This is a genomic window from Citrobacter braakii, assembly GCF_002075345.1.
GTDB lineage: Bacteria > Pseudomonadota > Gammaproteobacteria > Enterobacterales > Enterobacteriaceae > Citrobacter > Citrobacter braakii.
On record NZ_NAEW01000005.1, the window covers coordinates 13,826 to 30,646 of the forward strand.

The 16,821-nt window shown below is 50.8% G+C and carries 16 protein-coding genes; 15 read left to right on the plus strand and 1 reads right to left on the minus strand.

Annotation, left to right across the window (positions count from 1 at the left end; all coding sequences use genetic code 11):
* Position 1: 1 nt before the first annotated feature.
* Entirely contained in the window at positions 2 to 994 is a 993-nt protein-coding gene (asnA, locus tag BZK42_RS12175) for an aspartate--ammonia ligase (protein ID WP_016155087.1), read from the minus strand.
* Positions 995 to 1,145: 151 nt separating this feature from the next.
* Between asnA and asnC the strand changes: the two genes are divergently transcribed.
* From asnC to glmS, 15 genes are all read left to right on the plus strand, one after another.
* Positions 1,146 to 1,604 (plus strand): transcriptional regulator AsnC, encoded by a 459-nt coding sequence (gene asnC / locus BZK42_RS12180; RefSeq protein ID WP_003023780.1) that lies wholly within the window; start codon positions 1,146 to 1,148, stop codon positions 1,602 to 1,604.
* A gap of 88 nt (positions 1,605 to 1,692) precedes the next feature.
* Positions 1,693 to 2,142: an FMN-binding protein MioC gene (mioC, locus tag BZK42_RS12185; protein WP_080859241.1), complete on the plus strand. Its 450-nt coding sequence runs from the start codon at positions 1,693 to 1,695 to the stop codon at positions 2,140 to 2,142.
* Positions 2,143 to 2,514: 372 nt separating this feature from the next.
* Positions 2,515 to 4,404 carry a tRNA uridine-5-carboxymethylaminomethyl(34) synthesis enzyme MnmG gene (mnmG, locus tag BZK42_RS12190; protein ID WP_016155085.1) on the plus strand — a complete coding sequence of 630 codons (1,890 nt, stop codon included), beginning with the start codon at positions 2,515 to 2,517 and terminating at the stop codon, positions 4,402 to 4,404.
* Positions 4,405 to 4,507: 103 nt separating this feature from the next.
* Positions 4,508 to 5,131, plus strand: a complete 624-nt coding sequence (gene rsmG / locus BZK42_RS12195) for a 16S rRNA (guanine(527)-N(7))-methyltransferase RsmG (RefSeq protein WP_080859242.1) — start codon at positions 4,508 to 4,510, stop codon at positions 5,129 to 5,131.
* 614 nt (positions 5,132 to 5,745) lie between these two features.
* Entirely contained in the window at positions 5,746 to 6,126 is a 381-nt protein-coding gene (gene atpI, locus BZK42_RS12200; protein WP_003023790.1) for a F0F1 ATP synthase subunit I, read from the plus strand.
* A gap of 7 nt (positions 6,127 to 6,133) precedes the next feature.
* Positions 6,134 to 6,949, plus strand: a complete 816-nt coding sequence (gene atpB, locus BZK42_RS12205; RefSeq protein ID WP_003023792.1) for a F0F1 ATP synthase subunit A — start codon at positions 6,134 to 6,136, stop codon at positions 6,947 to 6,949.
* Between the two features lie 46 nt (positions 6,950 to 6,995).
* Positions 6,996 to 7,235 carry a F0F1 ATP synthase subunit C gene (gene atpE / locus BZK42_RS12210; protein ID WP_003023794.1) on the plus strand — a complete coding sequence of 80 codons (240 nt, stop codon included), beginning with the start codon at positions 6,996 to 6,998 and terminating at the stop codon, positions 7,233 to 7,235.
* A gap of 59 nt (positions 7,236 to 7,294) precedes the next feature.
* A complete protein-coding gene (gene atpF / locus BZK42_RS12215) occupies positions 7,295 to 7,765 on the plus strand; it encodes a F0F1 ATP synthase subunit B (protein ID WP_003827022.1) in 471 nt (156 codons plus the stop codon).
* A 14-nt stretch (positions 7,766 to 7,779) separates the two neighbouring features.
* The gene (gene atpH / locus BZK42_RS12220) at positions 7,780 to 8,313 is read left to right on the plus strand and encodes a F0F1 ATP synthase subunit delta (RefSeq protein WP_080859243.1); all 534 of its coding nucleotides are present in this window, start codon (positions 7,780 to 7,782) and stop codon (positions 8,311 to 8,313) included.
* A gap of 12 nt (positions 8,314 to 8,325) precedes the next feature.
* On the plus strand, positions 8,326 to 9,867 hold the full coding sequence (atpA, locus tag BZK42_RS12225) for a F0F1 ATP synthase subunit alpha (RefSeq protein WP_003023802.1): 1,542 nt from the start codon (positions 8,326 to 8,328) through the stop codon (positions 9,865 to 9,867).
* Between the two features lie 50 nt (positions 9,868 to 9,917).
* Positions 9,918 to 10,781: a F0F1 ATP synthase subunit gamma gene (gene atpG / locus BZK42_RS12230; RefSeq protein ID WP_016155083.1), complete on the plus strand. Its 864-nt coding sequence runs from the start codon at positions 9,918 to 9,920 to the stop codon at positions 10,779 to 10,781.
* 26 nt (positions 10,782 to 10,807) lie between these two features.
* Positions 10,808 to 12,190 carry a F0F1 ATP synthase subunit beta gene (gene atpD, locus BZK42_RS12235; RefSeq protein WP_003023806.1) on the plus strand — a complete coding sequence of 461 codons (1,383 nt, stop codon included), beginning with the start codon at positions 10,808 to 10,810 and terminating at the stop codon, positions 12,188 to 12,190.
* Between the two features lie 20 nt (positions 12,191 to 12,210).
* Complete coding sequence (locus BZK42_RS12240; RefSeq protein WP_003023809.1) at positions 12,211 to 12,630, plus strand: F0F1 ATP synthase subunit epsilon; 420 nt, start codon at positions 12,211 to 12,213, stop codon at positions 12,628 to 12,630.
* Between the two features lie 672 nt (positions 12,631 to 13,302).
* Positions 13,303 to 14,673, plus strand: coding sequence for a bifunctional UDP-N-acetylglucosamine diphosphorylase/glucosamine-1-phosphate N-acetyltransferase GlmU (gene glmU, locus BZK42_RS12245; RefSeq protein ID WP_019077996.1), 1,371 nt, complete (start codon positions 13,303 to 13,305; stop codon positions 14,671 to 14,673).
* 223 nt (positions 14,674 to 14,896) lie between these two features.
* Complete coding sequence (gene glmS, locus BZK42_RS12250) at positions 14,897 to 16,726, plus strand: glutamine--fructose-6-phosphate transaminase (isomerizing) (RefSeq protein WP_016155081.1); 1,830 nt, start codon at positions 14,897 to 14,899, stop codon at positions 16,724 to 16,726.
* The last annotated feature ends 95 nt before the right edge of the window (positions 16,727 to 16,821 follow it).

The following is a 16,821-nucleotide window of genomic DNA, read 5'->3' on the forward strand; positions in this document are numbered from 1 at the left end:
CTTATAACAGAGAGGCGACGCTTTCACGTACCTGTGCCGGCCATACGCCACACTGAACCTGACCAATGTGTGGTAATTGCAGCAACAGCATGGTCAGACGCGACTGCCCAATTCCTCCACCAATCGTCTGTGGCATTTCACCGCGCAGCAGCGCCTGGTGCCATTCCAGACTCAGACGATCTTCATCTCCGGTCAGAGACAGCTGATGTTTCAGAGCGTCAGCATCCACACGGATCCCCATAGAAGACAGCTCAAACGCATCTTCCAGTACCGGGTTCCAGACCAGAATATCACCGTTCAGACCGGCGTGACCCAGCTCGGACGCTGAACTCCAGTCATCATAATCCGGCGCACGTACATCATGACGGTGACCGTCGCTGAGCTTGCCGCCGATCCCCACCAGGAATACCGCGCCCAGCTCTTTAGCGATCGCACGTTCACGACCTTTTGCGTCAAGACCCGGATAACGAGATAACAGTTCCTGGCTATGAACAAAGTGGATCTGCTCTGGCAGGAACGGTGCCAGACCAAACTCTTTGCTCACCGCAGCTTCGGTAGCCTTAATTCCCGCCCAGATAGCCTCTACCGTGCTTTTCAGAGTGGAGAATTGACGCTCGCCGTCGCCCATCACGCGCTCCCAGTCCCACTGGTCAACATACACAGAGTGCAGCGGGGAAAGGCGATCTTCATCAGGACGCAGGGCCTTCATATGCGTGTACAGCCCTTCGCCTGCGCTAAAGTCGTGTTGTCCTAATGTTTGACGCTTCCACTTCGCCAGTGAATGAACCACTTCGAATTGAGCGTCTGGCAATGCTTTAACCTTCACCTGCACCGCTTTTTCACAGCCCGACAAGTTATCTTGCGTGCCATCTCCTACGCGGCTGAGGATCGGAGCCTGAACTTCGATCAGACCTAAACGCTCTTCCAGCTGACGAGAAAAATGAGATTTTACGAAGCTAATTTGACGTTGTTTGGCAATGTAAGCGGTTTTCATTATGTGTACTCCTGTGTCCTGTTGCCTATGATTAAGCAACAGAATGTAGGTAATATTCAATAATCAACAAACAAAAAGCCGTCTTCGATTTTGATTCGTTAAAATTAACGTCTAAAATAGAGGGAATCATTAATCTACATAAGAAAAACCTATGGAAAATTATCAGATCGACAATCTGGACCGCGGCATTCTTGACGCCCTGATGGAAAATGCCCGAACGGCCTATGCCGAATTGGCCAAACAGTTCGGCGTTAGCCCGGGGACAATTCACGTTCGCGTAGAGAAGATGAAGCAGGCCGGGATTATTACCGGCGCACGGATTGATGTTAGTCCCAAACAGTTGGGCTATGACGTCGGCTGCTTTATCGGCATCATCCTGAAAAGTGCGAAAGACTATCCGTCAGCGTTGGCCAGACTGGAAAGCCTCGATGAGGTGACCGAAGCGTATTACACCACCGGGCACTACAGCATCTTTATAAAGGTGATGTGCAAGTCGATCGACGCGTTACAGCAGGTACTTATCAACAAGATCCAAACAATTGACGAAATTCAGTCCACGGAGACCCTGATCGTCCTGCAAAACCCGATCATGCGTACCATCAAGCCATGATCGCTTTTTTTAATCCCCTATTTTTCCACAGGTAGATCCCAGCTCGCTCACAGCGTACAATACGCCCTCTTTATAAAGGTGGGCGATCATGGCAGAAATCACTCTTATCAGCGGCAGCACGCTTGGCAGTGCGGAATATGTAGCAGAGCATCTGGCTGAAAAACTGGACGACGCGGGTTTTTCCAGCGAAATACTGCATGGGCCAATGCTTGAAGAGGTCCCGACTAATGGGATCTGGCTGATTATTAGCTCCACGCACGGTGCGGGAGACATTCCTGACAACCTGCAGCCTTTATATGATGCCTTATGCGAGCAAAAACCGGACCTTTCACAAGTGCATTTTGGTGCAATCGGGATCGGCAGTCGTGAGTATGACACCTTTTGCGGCGCAATCAACAAGCTGGAAGCCGAACTGAAAGCCTGCGGGGCAAAACAGATCGGCGAAACGCTCAGGATCAACGTACTGGAACATGAAATTCCGGAAGATCCGGCTGAAATTTGGCTGGGATCCTGGCATCCACTGCTCAGAGATTTGTAAAGATCGTACTTTTTTATGTGGATAACTCTGGTTAAAAGCTTGGATCAACCGGTAGTTATCCCAAGAACAACCGTTGTTCAGTTTTTGAGTTGTGTATAACCCTTCATTCTGCTCCCAGCTTATACGGGCCAGGATCACCGATCATTCACAGCTAATGATCCTCAACAACCTGTTGATCTTATTCAAAGGATCGCCCTTATCCACAGAAAGTTGCGATCCTAATAAGAGATCACAATAAAACAGATCTCTAAATAAAAAGATCTTCTTTTTAATACCCAGGATCCCAGGGCTTTCTCGATCGACTAAAGTTGAGTAGAATCCACGGCCCGGGCTTCAATCCACTTTCACACCGCGTTATGCGAGGCAATTACCATGTTTTATCAGGATCCTTTTGACGTCATCATCATTGGCGGGGGTCATGCAGGCACCGAGGCCGCAATGGCCGCGGCGCGAATGGGTCAACAGACTCTGCTTTTGACACACAATATCGACACACTGGGACAGATGAGTTGCAACCCGGCGATCGGCGGTATTGGGAAGGGACACCTGGTAAAAGAAGTGGATGCGCTTGGTGGGTTGATGGCAAAAGCGATCGACCATGCAGGTATCCAGTTTAGGATACTAAACGCCAGCAAAGGGCCAGCCGTTCGTGCTACCCGAGCTCAGGCCGACCGTGTGCTCTATCGCCAGGCTGTACGCACCGCACTCGAGAATCAACCCAATCTGATGATCTTCCAACAGGCGGTTGAAGATCTGATTGTTGAAAACGATCGTGTTGTGGGTGCAGTGACCCAAATGGGACTGAAGTTCCGTGCCAAAGCGGTTGTATTAACCGTAGGGACTTTTCTTGACGGCAAAATTCATATTGGTCTGGACAACTACAGCGGCGGCCGTGCTGGCGATCCGCCGTCTATCCCGCTGTCACGCCGTCTGCGTGAACTGCCGTTACGCGTCAGCCGCCTGAAAACCGGTACGCCGCCGCGTATCGATGCACGCACTATTGATTTCAGCGTGCTCGGCCAGCAAAACAGCGATAACCCGATGCCGGTCTTCTCATTCCTGGGCGATGCTTCTCAACATCCGCGTCAGATGCCGTGTTACATCACGCATACCAATGAGAGAACCCATGACGTGATCCGCAATAACCTCGATCGTAGCCCGATGTACGCAGGCGTGATCGAAGGTATCGGTCCGCGCTACTGCCCGTCGATCGAAGACAAAGTGATGCGCTTTGCCGATCGTAATCAGCATCAGATCTTCCTCGAACCGGAAGGACTCACGTCTAACGAAATTTATCCGAATGGTATCTCCACCAGCTTGCCGTTCGATGTGCAGATGCAAATTGTCCGCTCCATGCAGGGTATGGAAAATGCCAGAATCGTCCGTCCTGGCTACGCGATTGAGTATGATTTCTTCGATCCGCGCGACCTGAAACCCACTCTGGAAAGTAAATTCATCCAGGGTCTGTTCTTTGCGGGCCAGATTAACGGTACTACCGGTTACGAAGAAGCTGCCGCGCAAGGGATGTTGGCGGGTCTGAACGCCGCACGCTTGTCTGCTGAGAAAGACGGCTGGGCACCGCGTCGCGATCAGGCTTATCTTGGTGTACTGGTGGACGATCTGTGTACGCTTGGCACCAAAGAACCGTACCGTATGTTCACCTCACGCGCAGAATACCGTTTGATGCTGCGCGAAGATAACGCCGACCTGCGTCTGACCGAAATTGGTCGTGAACTGGGTCTGGTGGACGACGAGCGCTGGGCTCGTTTCAACGAGAAGCTGGAGCGTATCGAACAGGAACGTCAGCGTCTCAAATCAACCTGGGTAAATCCGTTAGCGGAATCTGCAGCAGAAGTTAATGCTCACCTGGCTACGCCTTTGTCACGTGAAGCCAGCGGTGAAGATCTCCTGCGTCGCCCGGATATGACCTATGCTCAGTTGACCTCTTTATCTGCGTTTGCACCAGCGCTTGACGATGCTCAGGCCGCGGAACAGGTTGAGATTCAGGTGAAATACGAAGGGTATATCGCCCGTCAGCAGGAAGAAATCGAAAGACAACAGCGTAATGAGAACACCCTGTTGCCTGCAACGCTGGATTATCGTCAGGTCTCAGGCTTGTCGAATGAAGTTATCGCTAAGCTGAACGATCACAAACCGGTATCGATCGGTCAGGCATCGCGTATTTCTGGCGTAACGCCTGCCGCCATTTCCATTCTGCTGGTATGGCTGAAGAAACAAGGTATGCTGCGCCGCAGCGCTTGATAACACTATTTTGGCGGCGGGCGCTTCGCCTGCCCGCCCTACCAATTTGTAGTCCCGATAAGCTATAGCGCATCGGGAAATTGATTATGAACAGGTAACGACCGTGCTCAACAAACTCTCTCGTCTGCTGGCTGATGCTGGTATTTCTCTTACCGATCACCAGAAAAATCAGCTGATTGCGTATGTCGATATGCTGCACAAATGGAACAAAGCGTACAACTTGACGTCGGTACGGGATCCCAACGAAATGCTGGTGCGCCATATTCTGGACAGTATTGTCGTCGCGCCGTATCTGAAGGGGGAGCTTTTTATCGACGTGGGTACGGGACCGGGCCTGCCGGGTATTCCTCTCTCTATCGTGCGCCCAGAAGCGCATTTCACACTGCTGGATAGTCTGGGAAAACGCGTCCGTTTCTTGCGTCAGGTGCAGCATGAGCTTGCGCTTACTAACATCACTCCTGTGCAAAGTCGCGTTGAAGAATTCCCTTCAGAGCCGCCGTTCGATGGGGTCATTAGCCGTGCGTTCGCGTCACTTACTGATATGGTGAGTTGGTGCCATCATTTGCCTGGCCTGGATGGGCGTTTTTATGCGCTAAAAGGGCAGTTGCCAGAAGACGAAATTGCTTCGTTGCCTGCAGAATTCAGCGTCGAGTCGGTCGAAAAATTACGCGTTCCGCAACTGGATGGTGAACGTCATCTGGTGGTTATTAAGCCAAACAAAATTTAATTTTTATCAAAAAAAATAGAAAAAAAACGGCTATTCAGGTGTTAAAAGTCATAGGGAATAGTGTGGTTAAATGTCGTTACAATTCACTAGCGCCTTACGGTTTTGCATCATAACTATAACGTACCGTTTTTTGTTAAAAGCGAAACAAGTCAGCTGTGAAAATATCAGTCTGCTAAAAATAGAACGTAAGAACCACCCGTTGTGTTAATTTTTTATTATAAATGTCAATGCGTGGTTTTTTTGTTGTTAGCTGTTGTTTTTGAAATAGTGGCTATTTTTACGCTTAAATATCAAAAAGATGAAAAGGCATCATTTGCCACGTAAATAAATTATGCGAAGGTGAATATGTTCAATATGTGATCTGGTGCACGCTTTGCCGCCAGTATTTACGCGGCATTTGCAGTTTTGCATGATCGTTCACAGTTTGCTTAAAAGTGATAAATGTGGGGTAGCGAAAAATATTTAAACATTTATTCACTTTTTAGCTACTTATTGTTTGAAATCACGAAGGCGCACCGTATAATTTGACCGCTTTTTGATGCTTGACTCTAAGCCATAAAGAACGTTTTATACGACACGCGGCATACCTCGAAGGGAGCAGGAGTAAAAACGTGATGTCTATGTCGCTCTTGAGTCGAAACGTTGCTCGTAAGCTTTTGCTCACACAGTTTCTGGCGGTAATAGCAAGTGGATTGCTGTTTAGCCTCAAAGACCCTTTCTGGGGCATCTCCGCATTGTGCGGTGGATTGGCAGTGTTACTGCCTAATGTGTTGTTTATGATATTTGCCTGGCGTCACCAGGCGCATACACCAGCTAAAGGCCGAGTAGCCTGGACGTTCGCCTTCGGCGAAGCCTTCAAGGTGTTAGCTATGCTGGTTTTGCTGGTGGTGGCGTTGGCTGTTTTGAAAGCGGTATTCATGCCGCTGATCGTTACGTGGGTTTTGGTGCTGGTGGTTCAGATACTGGCGCCGGCTGTAATTAACAACAAAGGGTAAAGGCATCATGGCTTCAGAAAATATGACGCCGCAGGATTACATAGGACACCATCTGAATAACCTTCAGTTGGACCTACGTACATTCTCGCTGGTGGATCCGCACAACCCCCCAGCCACCTTCTGGACGCTCAATATTGACTCCATTTTCTTCTCGGTGGTTCTGGGTCTGTTGTTCCTGCTTATGTTCCGTAGCGTAGCTAAAAAGGCGACCAGCGGCGTACCAGGTAAATTTCAGACCGCGATTGAGCTGGTAATCGGCTTTGTGCATGGTAGCGTGAAAGACATGTACCATGGCAAAAGCAAGCTGATTGCTCCGCTGGCCCTGACGATTTTCGTCTGGGTATTCCTGATGAACTTGATGGATTTGCTGCCTATCGACCTGCTTCCGTACATCGGTGAGCATATCTTTGGCCTGCCGGCTCTGCGTGTAGTTCCGTCTGCTGACGTGAACATCACCCTGTCGATGGCGCTGGGCGTATTTATCCTCATTCTGTTCTACAGCATCAAAATGAAAGGCATCGGCGGCTTCGCGAAAGAGTTGACGCTGCAGCCGTTCAATCACTGGGCGTTCATCCCTGTCAACTTAATCCTTGAAGGGGTAAGCCTGCTGTCCAAACCAATTTCTCTTGGTCTGCGACTGTTCGGCAACATGTATGCCGGTGAGCTGATTTTCATTCTGATTGCTGGTCTGTTGCCGTGGTGGTCACAGTGGATCCTGAATGTGCCATGGGCCATTTTCCACATACTGATTATCACGCTGCAAGCCTTCATATTTATGGTTCTGACGATTGTCTATCTGTCGATGGCATCTGAAGAGCATTAATTTACCAACACTACTACGTTTTAACTGAAACAAACTGGAGACTGTCATGGAAAACCTGAATATGGATCTGCTGTACATTGCTGCCGCTGTGATGATGGGTCTGGCGGCAATCGGTGCTGCGATCGGTATCGGCATCCTCGGGGGTAAATTCCTGGAAGGCGCAGCGCGTCAACCGGATCTGATTCCTCTGCTGCGTACTCAGTTCTTTATCGTTATGGGTCTGGTGGATGCAATCCCAATGATCGCTGTAGGTCTGGGTCTGTACGTGATGTTTGCTGTCGCGTAGTAAGCGTTGCTTGAATTAAGAGCAATATCAGAACGTTAACTAGATAGAGGCATTGTGCTGTGAATCTTAACGCAACAATCCTCGGCCAGGCCATCGCGTTTGTCCTGTTCGTTCTGTTCTGCATGAAGTACGTATGGCCGCCTTTAATGGCTGCCATCGAAAAACGTCAAAAAGAAATTGCTGACGGCCTTGCTTCTGCAGAACGAGCACATAAGGATCTTGACCTTGCAAAGGCCAGCGCGACCGACCAGCTGAAAAAAGCGAAAGCGGAAGCTCAGGTAATCATCGAGCAGGCGAACAAACGCCGTGCTCAGATCCTGGACGAAGCTAAAACTGAAGCAGAGCAGGAACGTACTAAAATCGTGGCACAGGCGCAGGCGGAAATTGACGCCGAGCGTAAACGTGCTCGCGAAGAGCTGCGTAAGCAAGTTGCTATCCTGGCTGTTGCTGGCGCCGAGAAGATCATCGAACGTTCCGTGGATGAAGCTGCTAATAGCGACATCGTGGACAAACTTGTCGCTGAACTGTAAGGAGGGAGGGGCTGATGTCTGAATTTATTACGGTAGCTCGCCCCTACGCCAAAGCAGCTTTTGACTTTGCCGTTGAGCACCAAAGCGTTGACCGTTGGCAGGATATGCTGACGTTTGCCGCTGAGGTGACGAAAAACGAACAAATGGCAGAGCTTCTCTCTGGCGCGCTGGCGCCGGAAACGCTCGCTGAGTCGTTTATCGCCGTGTGCGGTGAGCAGCTGGACGAAAGCGGCCAAAACCTGATTAGGGTAATGGCTGAAAATAACCGTCTGAATGCGCTCCCGGATGTTCTTAAGCAGTTTATTCATCTGCGTGCAGCCAGTGAGGCTATCTCTGAGGTAGAAGTCACTTCTGCCAATGCACTGAGTGATGAACAGCTTACGAAGATTAGTGCAGCGATGGAAAAACGTCTGTCACGCAAAGTTAAGCTGAATTGCAAAATCGATAAGTCTGTAATGGCAGGCGTAATCATCCGAGCGGGTGATATGGTCATTGATGGCAGCGTACGCGGCCGTCTTGAGCGCCTTGCAGACGTCTTGCAGTCTTAAGGGGACTGGAGCATGCAACTGAATTCCACCGAAATCAGCGAACTGATCAAGCAGCGCATTGCTCAGTTCAATGTTGTGAGCGAAGCTCACAACGAAGGTACTATTGTTTCTGTAAGTGACGGTGTTATCCGCATTCACGGCCTGGCCGATTGTATGCAGGGTGAGATGATTTCCCTGCCGGGTAACCGTTACGCTATCGCATTGAACCTGGAGCGCGACTCCGTAGGTGCCGTTGTGATGGGTCCATACGCTGACCTCGCCGAAGGCATGAAGGTTAAGTGTACGGGTCGTATTCTGGAAGTTCCGGTTGGCCGTGGCCTGCTGGGTCGTGTGGTGAACACTCTGGGTTCCCCAATTGACGGTAAAGGTCCGGTTGATAACGATGGCTTCTCGCCAATCGAAGTTATCGCACCAGGCGTAATCGAACGTCAGTCCGTCGACCAGCCAGTACAGACAGGTTATAAATCTGTTGATGCCATGATCCCAATCGGTCGTGGCCAGCGTGAGCTGATCATCGGTGACCGTCAGACAGGTAAAACCGCGATGGCAATCGACGCCATCATCAACCAGCGTGATTCCGGTATCAAATGTGTGTACGTGGCTATCGGCCAGAAAGCGTCCACCATTTCTAACGTGGTTCGTAAACTGGAAGAACACGGCGCACTGTCCAACACCATCGTTGTTGTGGCGACCGCGTCTGAATCTGCTGCTCTGCAATACCTGGCGCCATATGCCGGTTGCGCAATGGGCGAATACTTCCGTGACCGCGGTGAAGACGCGCTGATCGTTTACGATGACCTGTCTAAACAGGCTGTTGCTTACCGTCAGGTTTCCCTGCTGCTCCGTCGTCCACCAGGACGTGAAGCATTCCCGGGCGACGTATTTTACCTCCACTCCCGTCTGCTGGAGCGCGCATCCCGCGTAAACGCGGAATACGTTGAGAAGTTCACCAATGGTGAAGTTAAAGGTAAAACCGGCTCCCTGACCGCTCTGCCGATTATCGAAACCCAGGCAGGTGACGTTTCTGCGTTCGTTCCGACCAACGTAATTTCCATTACAGATGGTCAGATCTTCCTGGAAACCAACCTGTTCAACTCCGGTATTCGTCCGGCAGTTAACCCGGGTATCTCCGTATCTCGTGTAGGTGGCGCAGCGCAGACCAAGATCATTAAGAAACTGTCCGGTGGTATTCGTACCGCACTGGCGCAGTATCGTGAACTGGCAGCGTTTTCTCAGTTCGCTTCCGACCTGGATGAAGCTACTCGTAAGCAGCTGAGCCACGGTCAGAAAGTAACTGAACTGCTGAAGCAGAAACAGTACGCCCCAATGTCTGTAGCACAGCAGGGTGTGGTGCTGTTTGCGGCTGAACGCGGTTACCTCGAAGATGTGGAACTGGCGAAAATCGGTAGCTTTGAAGCCGCTCTGCTGGCTTACGTTGACCGTGACCACGCTCCGCTGATGCAAGAGATCAACCAGTCCGGTGGCTATAACGATGAAATCGAAGGCAAGCTGAAAGCTATCCTCGATTCCTTCAAGGCAACCCAGTCCTGGTAACGTCTGGCGGTCTGCTTTAGGGCGGACCGCAAGGCATTGAGGAGAAGCTCATGGCCGGCGCAAAAGAGATACGTAGTAAGATCGCAAGCGTCCAGAACACGCAGAAGATCACTAAAGCGATGGAGATGGTCGCCGCTTCCAAAATGCGTAAATCGCAGGATCGCATGGCGGCCAGCCGTCCTTATGCAGAGACCATGCGCAAAGTGATTGGTCACCTTGCGAATGGTAATCTGGAATATAAGCACCCTTACCTGGAAGAACGCGACGTTAAGCGCGTGGGCTACCTGGTGGTGTCGACCGACCGTGGTCTGTGCGGTGGCTTGAACATTAACCTGTTCAAAAAGCTGCTGGCGGATATGAAAGCATGGTCCGATAAAGGCGTTCAGTGCGATATCGCAATGATCGGCTCTAAGGGCGTGTCTTTCTTTAACTCCGTTGGCGGTAATGTGATTGCTCAGGTAACCGGTATGGGGGATAACCCTTCCCTGTCCGAACTGATCGGTCCGGTTAAAGTGATGCTGCAGGCCTACGATGAAGGTCGTCTGGACAGACTGTACGTTGTCAGCAACAAATTTATTAACACCATGTCTCAGACGCCAACCATCACCCAACTGCTGCCTCTGCCGGCATCAGATGATGATGAATTGAAGCGTAAATCCTGGGATTACCTGTATGAGCCAGACCCGAAAGCGCTGCTGGATACCCTGCTGCGTCGTTATGTCGAGTCTCAGGTTTATCAGGGCGTGGTAGAAAACCTGGCCAGCGAGCAGGCCGCACGTATGGTGGCGATGAAAGCCGCGACCGACAATGGCGGCAGCCTGATTAAAGAGCTGCAGTTGGTATACAACAAAGCTCGTCAGGCCAGCATTACTCAGGAACTCACCGAAATCGTCGGTGGTGCATCCGCGGTATAACCAGGTTAATTCGTAGAGGATTCAAGATGGCTACTGGAAAAATTGTCCAGGTAATCGGCGCCGTGGTTGACGTCGAATTCCCTCAGGATGCCGTACCGCGCGTGTACGATGCTCTTGAGGTTATGAATGGTAAAGAGAGCCTGGTGCTGGAAGTTCAGCAGCAGCTCGGCGGCGGTATCGTACGTACCATCGCCATGGGTTCTTCCGACGGTCTGCGTCGTGGTCTGGAAGTCAAAGATCTCGAGCACCCGATCGAAGTCCCGGTAGGTAAAGCAACTCTGGGTCGTATCATGAACGTCCTGGGTCACCCGATCGACATGAAAGGCGATATCGGTGAAGAAGAGCGTTGGGCTATCCACCGCGCGGCACCTTCCTATGAAGAGCTGTCCAGCTCTCAGGAACTGCTGGAAACCGGCATCAAAGTTATCGACCTGATGTGTCCGTTCGCTAAGGGCGGTAAAGTTGGTCTGTTCGGTGGTGCGGGTGTAGGTAAAACCGTAAACATGATGGAGCTGATCCGTAACATCGCGATCGAACACTCCGGTTACTCCGTGTTTGCGGGCGTGGGTGAACGTACTCGTGAGGGTAACGACTTCTACCACGAAATGACTGACTCCAACGTTCTGGACAAAGTATCCCTGGTATATGGCCAGATGAACGAGCCGCCGGGAAACCGTCTGCGCGTTGCTCTGACCGGTCTGACCATGGCAGAGAAGTTCCGTGACGAAGGTCGTGACGTTCTGCTGTTCGTTGATAACATCTATCGTTACACCCTGGCCGGTACAGAAGTATCCGCTCTGCTGGGTCGTATGCCATCAGCGGTAGGCTACCAGCCGACCCTGGCGGAAGAGATGGGTGTTCTTCAGGAACGTATCACCTCTACCAAAACCGGTTCTATCACCTCCGTTCAGGCGGTATACGTACCTGCGGATGACTTGACTGACCCATCCCCAGCAACCACCTTTGCTCACTTAGATGCAACCGTGGTACTGAGCCGTCAGATCGCATCTCTGGGTATCTACCCGGCAGTTGACCCGCTGGACTCCACCAGCCGTCAGCTGGATCCGCTGGTTGTTGGTCAGGAACACTACGACACCGCGCGTGGCGTACAGTCTCTGCTGCAGCGTTATCAGGAACTGAAAGACATCATCGCCATCTTGGGTATGGATGAACTGTCTGAAGAAGACAAACTGGTGGTAGCACGCGCACGTAAAATTCAGCGCTTCCTGTCCCAGCCGTTCTTCGTTGCGGAAGTATTCACCGGTTCTCCGGGTAAATACGTATCCCTTAAAGACACCATCCGTGGCTTTAAAGGCATCATGGAAGGCGAATACGACCACCTGCCAGAGCAGGCGTTCTACATGGTTGGTTCTATCGACGAAGCCGTGGAAAAAGCCAAAAAACTTTAACGCCTTAATCGGAGGGTGATATGGCAATGACTTACCACCTGGACGTCGTCAGCGCAGAGCAGCAAATGTTCTCTGGTCTGGTCGAAAAAATCCAGGTAACGGGTAGTGAAGGTGAACTGGGTATTTTCCCGGGTCACGCACCGCTGCTCACCGCCATTAAGCCTGGTATGATCCGCATCGTTAAACAGTTCGGTCATGAAGAGTTTATCTATCTGTCCGGCGGCATTCTCGAAGTGCAGCCTGGCAGCGTGACCGTTCTGGCTGATACCGCGATTCGCGGACAGGATCTCGATGAAGCGAGAGCCCTGGAAGCGAAGCGTAAGGCTGAAGAGCACATCAAGAGCTCTCATGGTGACGTGGATTACGCTCAGGCATCTGCGGAACTGGCCAAAGCGATCGCGAAACTGCGCGTTATCGAGTTGACCAAAAAAGCGATGTAACACCGGCTTGAAAAGCACAAAAGCCAGTCTGGTTGCCAGGCTGGCTTTTTTTATGGTTTTGTTTCAGTGAAAGTGGAACTAAAAAGCTGTTTTATTATTTTGTGATTTGTGTCACAAAAATATTGATCGGTTAAAAGATGAGGCGTAGACTCTTTTTTGTGTGATGTGTGTCACATAATTAACTCAGATAAAAACAGGATACCAACATGAAACTGATTAATAAAATCATCGCCCTTTTCAGCAGCATGGAAGTTTAGTCTTCCCGACCTGCTCTGTGGCGCGATGCTTCATACGGTTATCAGCCCGCGCCAGCTGTTATTAAATTCCCCTCCTCCGCTTTATCGTTTGTCCTCTTCCCTTTTAAAACTCTATTTTCCCTGTCTGTTTTTTCTGCTTCTCGCTGAATCACATTAATAAAATTGTACTTTTCTTTTGTAGCTCTTTATTCATGCAGTAAAAAAATAGCAAAAACATTAACCTAGGCTTTAATAAGAGCAGCCTCCTGGTTTTTGGGAGACAAAAGACGCCGAAATAGACGAAAATAGAGAGTTATCAGAGGGGAAATTTCCCCGATTGAACGTTTTATCTTCGGTCCATTTCACGATGAAAAAAATGTAGTATTTTCAATGTGAAACGGTATAAATTCGTTCTCAAATTACAGTCAGGACGTGTATGTTGAATAATGCTATGAGCGTCGTGATCCTTGCCGCAGGCAAAGGCACGCGTATGTATTCCGATCTCCCTAAAGTGCTGCATACCCTCGCAGGAAAGCCGATGGTTCAGCATGTCATTGATGCTGCTAATGAATTAGGTGCAACTCACGTACATCTGGTCTACGGGCACGGTGGTGATTTGCTTAAGCAGACGCTGAAAGATGGCAATCTAAACTGGATTCTGCAGGCAGAGCAGTTGGGGACCGGCCATGCAATGCAGCAGGCAGCGCCATTCTTTGGTGATGACGAAGACATTTTAATGCTTTATGGCGATGTGCCGCTGATCTCTACCGATACCTTACGTAGCCTGCGTGATGCTAAACCGCAGGGCGGCATCGGCCTGTTAACGGTAAAACTGGATGATCCATCCGGCTATGGGCGTATTACGCGTGAGAACGGTAACGTCACTGGTATCGTCGAGCATAAAGATGCAACTGACGAGCAGCGCCAAATCCAGGAAATCAACACCGGTATTCTGATTGCCAATGGCGCTGATATGAAGCGCTGGCTGTCCAAACTCACCAATAATAATGCGCAGGGTGAATACTACATCACCGATATCATTGCGATGGCGTATCAGGAAGGACGCGAAATTGCTGCGGTACATCCGGCACGTATTAGCGAAACGGAAGGGGTGAATAACCGTCTTCAGTTATCCCGTCTGGAGCGTGTTTATCAGTCTGAGCAAGCAGAGAAACTGTTGTTGGCGGGCGTGATGCTGCGCGATCCTGCACGTTTTGATCTTCGCGGTACGCTTATTCACGGGCGCGATGTTGAAATTGATACTAACGTTATCATTGAAGGTAACGTAACCGTTGGGGATCGCGTCAAGATTGGTGCTGGCTGTATCATCAAAAACAGCGTGATTGGTGAAGGTTGTGAGCTTAGCCCATACAGTGTGGTGGAAGATGCCCATCTGGAAGCCGCTTGCACCATCGGCCCATTCGCGCGTCTGCGCCCGGGTGCTGAGCTGCAGGAAGGCGCGCACGTGGGTAACTTCGTCGAAATGAAAAAAGCGCGTCTGGGTAAAGGTTCTAAAGCTGGTCATCTGACCTATCTGGGCGATGCGGAAATTGGCGATAATGTGAATATCGGCGCGGGTACGATTACCTGCAACTACGATGGTGCCAATAAGTTTAAAACCATTATTGGTGATGATGTGTTTGTGGGTTCTGATACTCAGTTGGTGGCGCCAGTCACCGTGGGTAAAGGTGCGACGATTGCCGCCGGAACCACCGTAACGCGTAATGTCGCCGATAACGAACTGGTATTAAGCCGTGTACCTCAGGTCCATAAACAGGGCTGGCAGCGTCCGGTGAAGAAGAAGTAAGTGATTTTTGCCGGATGGCGGCCTACGTGCGGTGACGTTCTGTAGGCCTGATAAGCGTAAGCGCCATCAGGCAGACAAGAGATGAGGGGATAACATAATCCTCCGCTCAACAAGCAGTACCATAAAAATAACCCCACTCTCTACAAGGCTCGGGGCGCCCGGAAAGGGCAAATACAGGTCAGCGACAACGACAGGCAAATGCCTAAATTCGGAATCAAAAAATATGTGTGGAATTGTTGGCGCTATCGCGCAGCGTGATGTAGCTGAAATCCTTCTCGAAGGTTTACGTCGTCTGGAATATCGTGGTTATGACTCTGCTGGTCTGGCCGTTGTCGATGCTGAAGGCAACATGACCCGTCTGCGTCGTCTGGGTAAAGTGCAGATGCTGACTGCTGCTGCGGAAGAACATCCGCTGCATGGTGGTACAGGTATCGCTCATACCCGTTGGGCGACACACGGTGAACCTTCAGAAGCGAACGCGCATCCCCATGTTTCTGAACACATTGTTGTGGTGCATAACGGCATCATTGAAAACCATGAACCTCTGCGTGAACTACTGAAAACCCGTGGTTACACCTTTGTTTCTGAAACCGACACCGAAGTGATTGCTCACCTGGTGCATTGGGAACTGGAACAGGGTGGTACGCTGCGTGAAGCTGTACTGCGTACTATTCCACAGTTGCGCGGTGCCTATGGCACGGTGATCATGGATACCCGTAACCCAGAAACGCTGCTGGCGGCCCGTTCAGGTAGCCCGCTGGTGATTGGTCTGGGGATGGGGGAAAACTTTATCGCTTCCGATCAGCTGGCGCTGCTGCCGGTAACCCGTCGCTTTATCTTCCTGGAAGAAGGTGACATCGCAGAAGTGACCCGTCGTTCTGTCTCTATTTTTGACAAGTCTGGCGCACAAGTGAAGCGTCAGGATATCGAATCGAATCTGCAGTATGACGCGGGCGAAAAAGGTATTTATCGCCACTACATGCAGAAAGAGATCTACGAACAGCCGAACGCAATTAAAAATACGCTGACCGGGCGCATTAGTCACGGTGAAGTGGATTTAAGCGAGCTGGGTTCACGTGCCAACGAGTTGCTGTCTCAGGTTGAGCATATCCAGATTATCGCCTGCGGTACGTCCTACAACTCCGGTATGGTGTCCCGCTACTGGTTTGAATCGCTGGCTGGTATTCCTTGCGATGTCGAAATCGCTTCCGAGTTCCGCTATCGCAAATCCGCCGTGCGTCGTAACAGTCTGATGATTACCCTTTCCCAGTCCGGTGAAACGGCGGATACCCTGGCGGGTCTGCGCTTATCTAAAGAGCTGGGCTATCTGGGCTCGCTGGCTATTTGTAACGTACCGGGATCTTCTCTGGTGCGCGAATCCGACCTGGCGATGATGACCAATGCCGGTACCGAAATCGGTGTGGCCTCGACGAAAGCATTTACTACCCAACTGACCGTTCTGCTGATGCTGGTGGCGAAACTGTCTCGTCTGAAAGGCCTGGATGCGTCTATCGAGCAGGAGATCGTTCATGGTCTGCAGGCGCTGCCGAGCCGTATTGAGCAGATGCTGTCTCAGGACAAACGCATTGCCGCTCTGGCGGAAGGTTTCTCAGACAAACACCATGCGCTGTTCCTGGGCCGTGGCGATCAGTACCCGATTGCGCTGGAAGGCGCGCTGAAGCTGAAAGAGATCTCTTATATTCACGCTGAAGCATATGCTGCAGGCGAACTGAAACACGGTCCGCTGGCGCTGATTGATGCCGATATGCCGGTTATCGTAGTTGCACCGAACAACGAACTGTTGGAAAAACTGAAATCCAACATTGAAGAAGTTCGCGCTCGTGGCGGTCAGTTGTACGTCTTTGCGGACCAGGATGCTGGCTTTACCAGCAGCGAAAACATGCACATCATTGAGATGCCGCATGTGGAAGAGGTGATTGCACCGATCTTCTACACCGTTCCGCTGCAGTTGCTGGCGTATCACGTGGCGCTGATTAAAGGCACCGACGTGGACCAGCCGCGTAACCTGGCAAAGTCGGTTACCGTAGAGTAATCCGCACTTAACTGAACTGAAAATGCCCTGCTGCAAGCGGGGCATTTTTTTAGCTTGTTCTGTTTTTAATCAATTATCCCGCCTGTTTTATGTGA

What these genes read in the sequence shown, in the direction of transcription:
- asnC (WP_003023780.1), top strand. Translation starts at nt 1,146, where the DNA reads ATGGAAAATTATCAGATCGACAATCTGGACCGCGGCATTCTTGACGCC.
- mnmG (WP_016155085.1), top strand. Translation starts at nt 2,515, where the DNA reads ATGTTTTATCAGGATCCTTTTGACGTCATCATCATTGGCGGGGGTCAT.
- atpD (WP_003023806.1), top strand. Translation starts at nt 10,808, where the DNA reads ATGGCTACTGGAAAAATTGTCCAGGTAATCGGCGCCGTGGTTGACGTC.
- atpE (WP_003023794.1), top strand. Translation starts at nt 6,996, where the DNA reads ATGGAAAACCTGAATATGGATCTGCTGTACATTGCTGCCGCTGTGATG.
- glmU (WP_019077996.1), top strand. Translation starts at nt 13,303, where the DNA reads ATGTTGAATAATGCTATGAGCGTCGTGATCCTTGCCGCAGGCAAAGGC.
- BZK42_RS12240 (WP_003023809.1), top strand. Translation starts at nt 12,211, where the DNA reads ATGGCAATGACTTACCACCTGGACGTCGTCAGCGCAGAGCAGCAAATG.
- atpA (WP_003023802.1), top strand. Translation starts at nt 8,326, where the DNA reads ATGCAACTGAATTCCACCGAAATCAGCGAACTGATCAAGCAGCGCATT.
- atpB (WP_003023792.1), top strand. Translation starts at nt 6,134, where the DNA reads ATGGCTTCAGAAAATATGACGCCGCAGGATTACATAGGACACCATCTG.
- glmS (WP_016155081.1), top strand. Translation starts at nt 14,897, where the DNA reads ATGTGTGGAATTGTTGGCGCTATCGCGCAGCGTGATGTAGCTGAAATC.
- mioC (WP_080859241.1), top strand. Translation starts at nt 1,693, where the DNA reads ATGGCAGAAATCACTCTTATCAGCGGCAGCACGCTTGGCAGTGCGGAA.
- atpI (WP_003023790.1), top strand. Translation starts at nt 5,746, where the DNA reads ATGTCTATGTCGCTCTTGAGTCGAAACGTTGCTCGTAAGCTTTTGCTC.
- atpH (WP_080859243.1), top strand. Translation starts at nt 7,780, where the DNA reads ATGTCTGAATTTATTACGGTAGCTCGCCCCTACGCCAAAGCAGCTTTT.
- atpG (WP_016155083.1), top strand. Translation starts at nt 9,918, where the DNA reads ATGGCCGGCGCAAAAGAGATACGTAGTAAGATCGCAAGCGTCCAGAAC.
- asnA (WP_016155087.1), bottom strand. Translation starts at nt 994, where the DNA reads ATGAAAACCGCTTACATTGCCAAACAACGTCAAATTAGCTTCGTAAAA.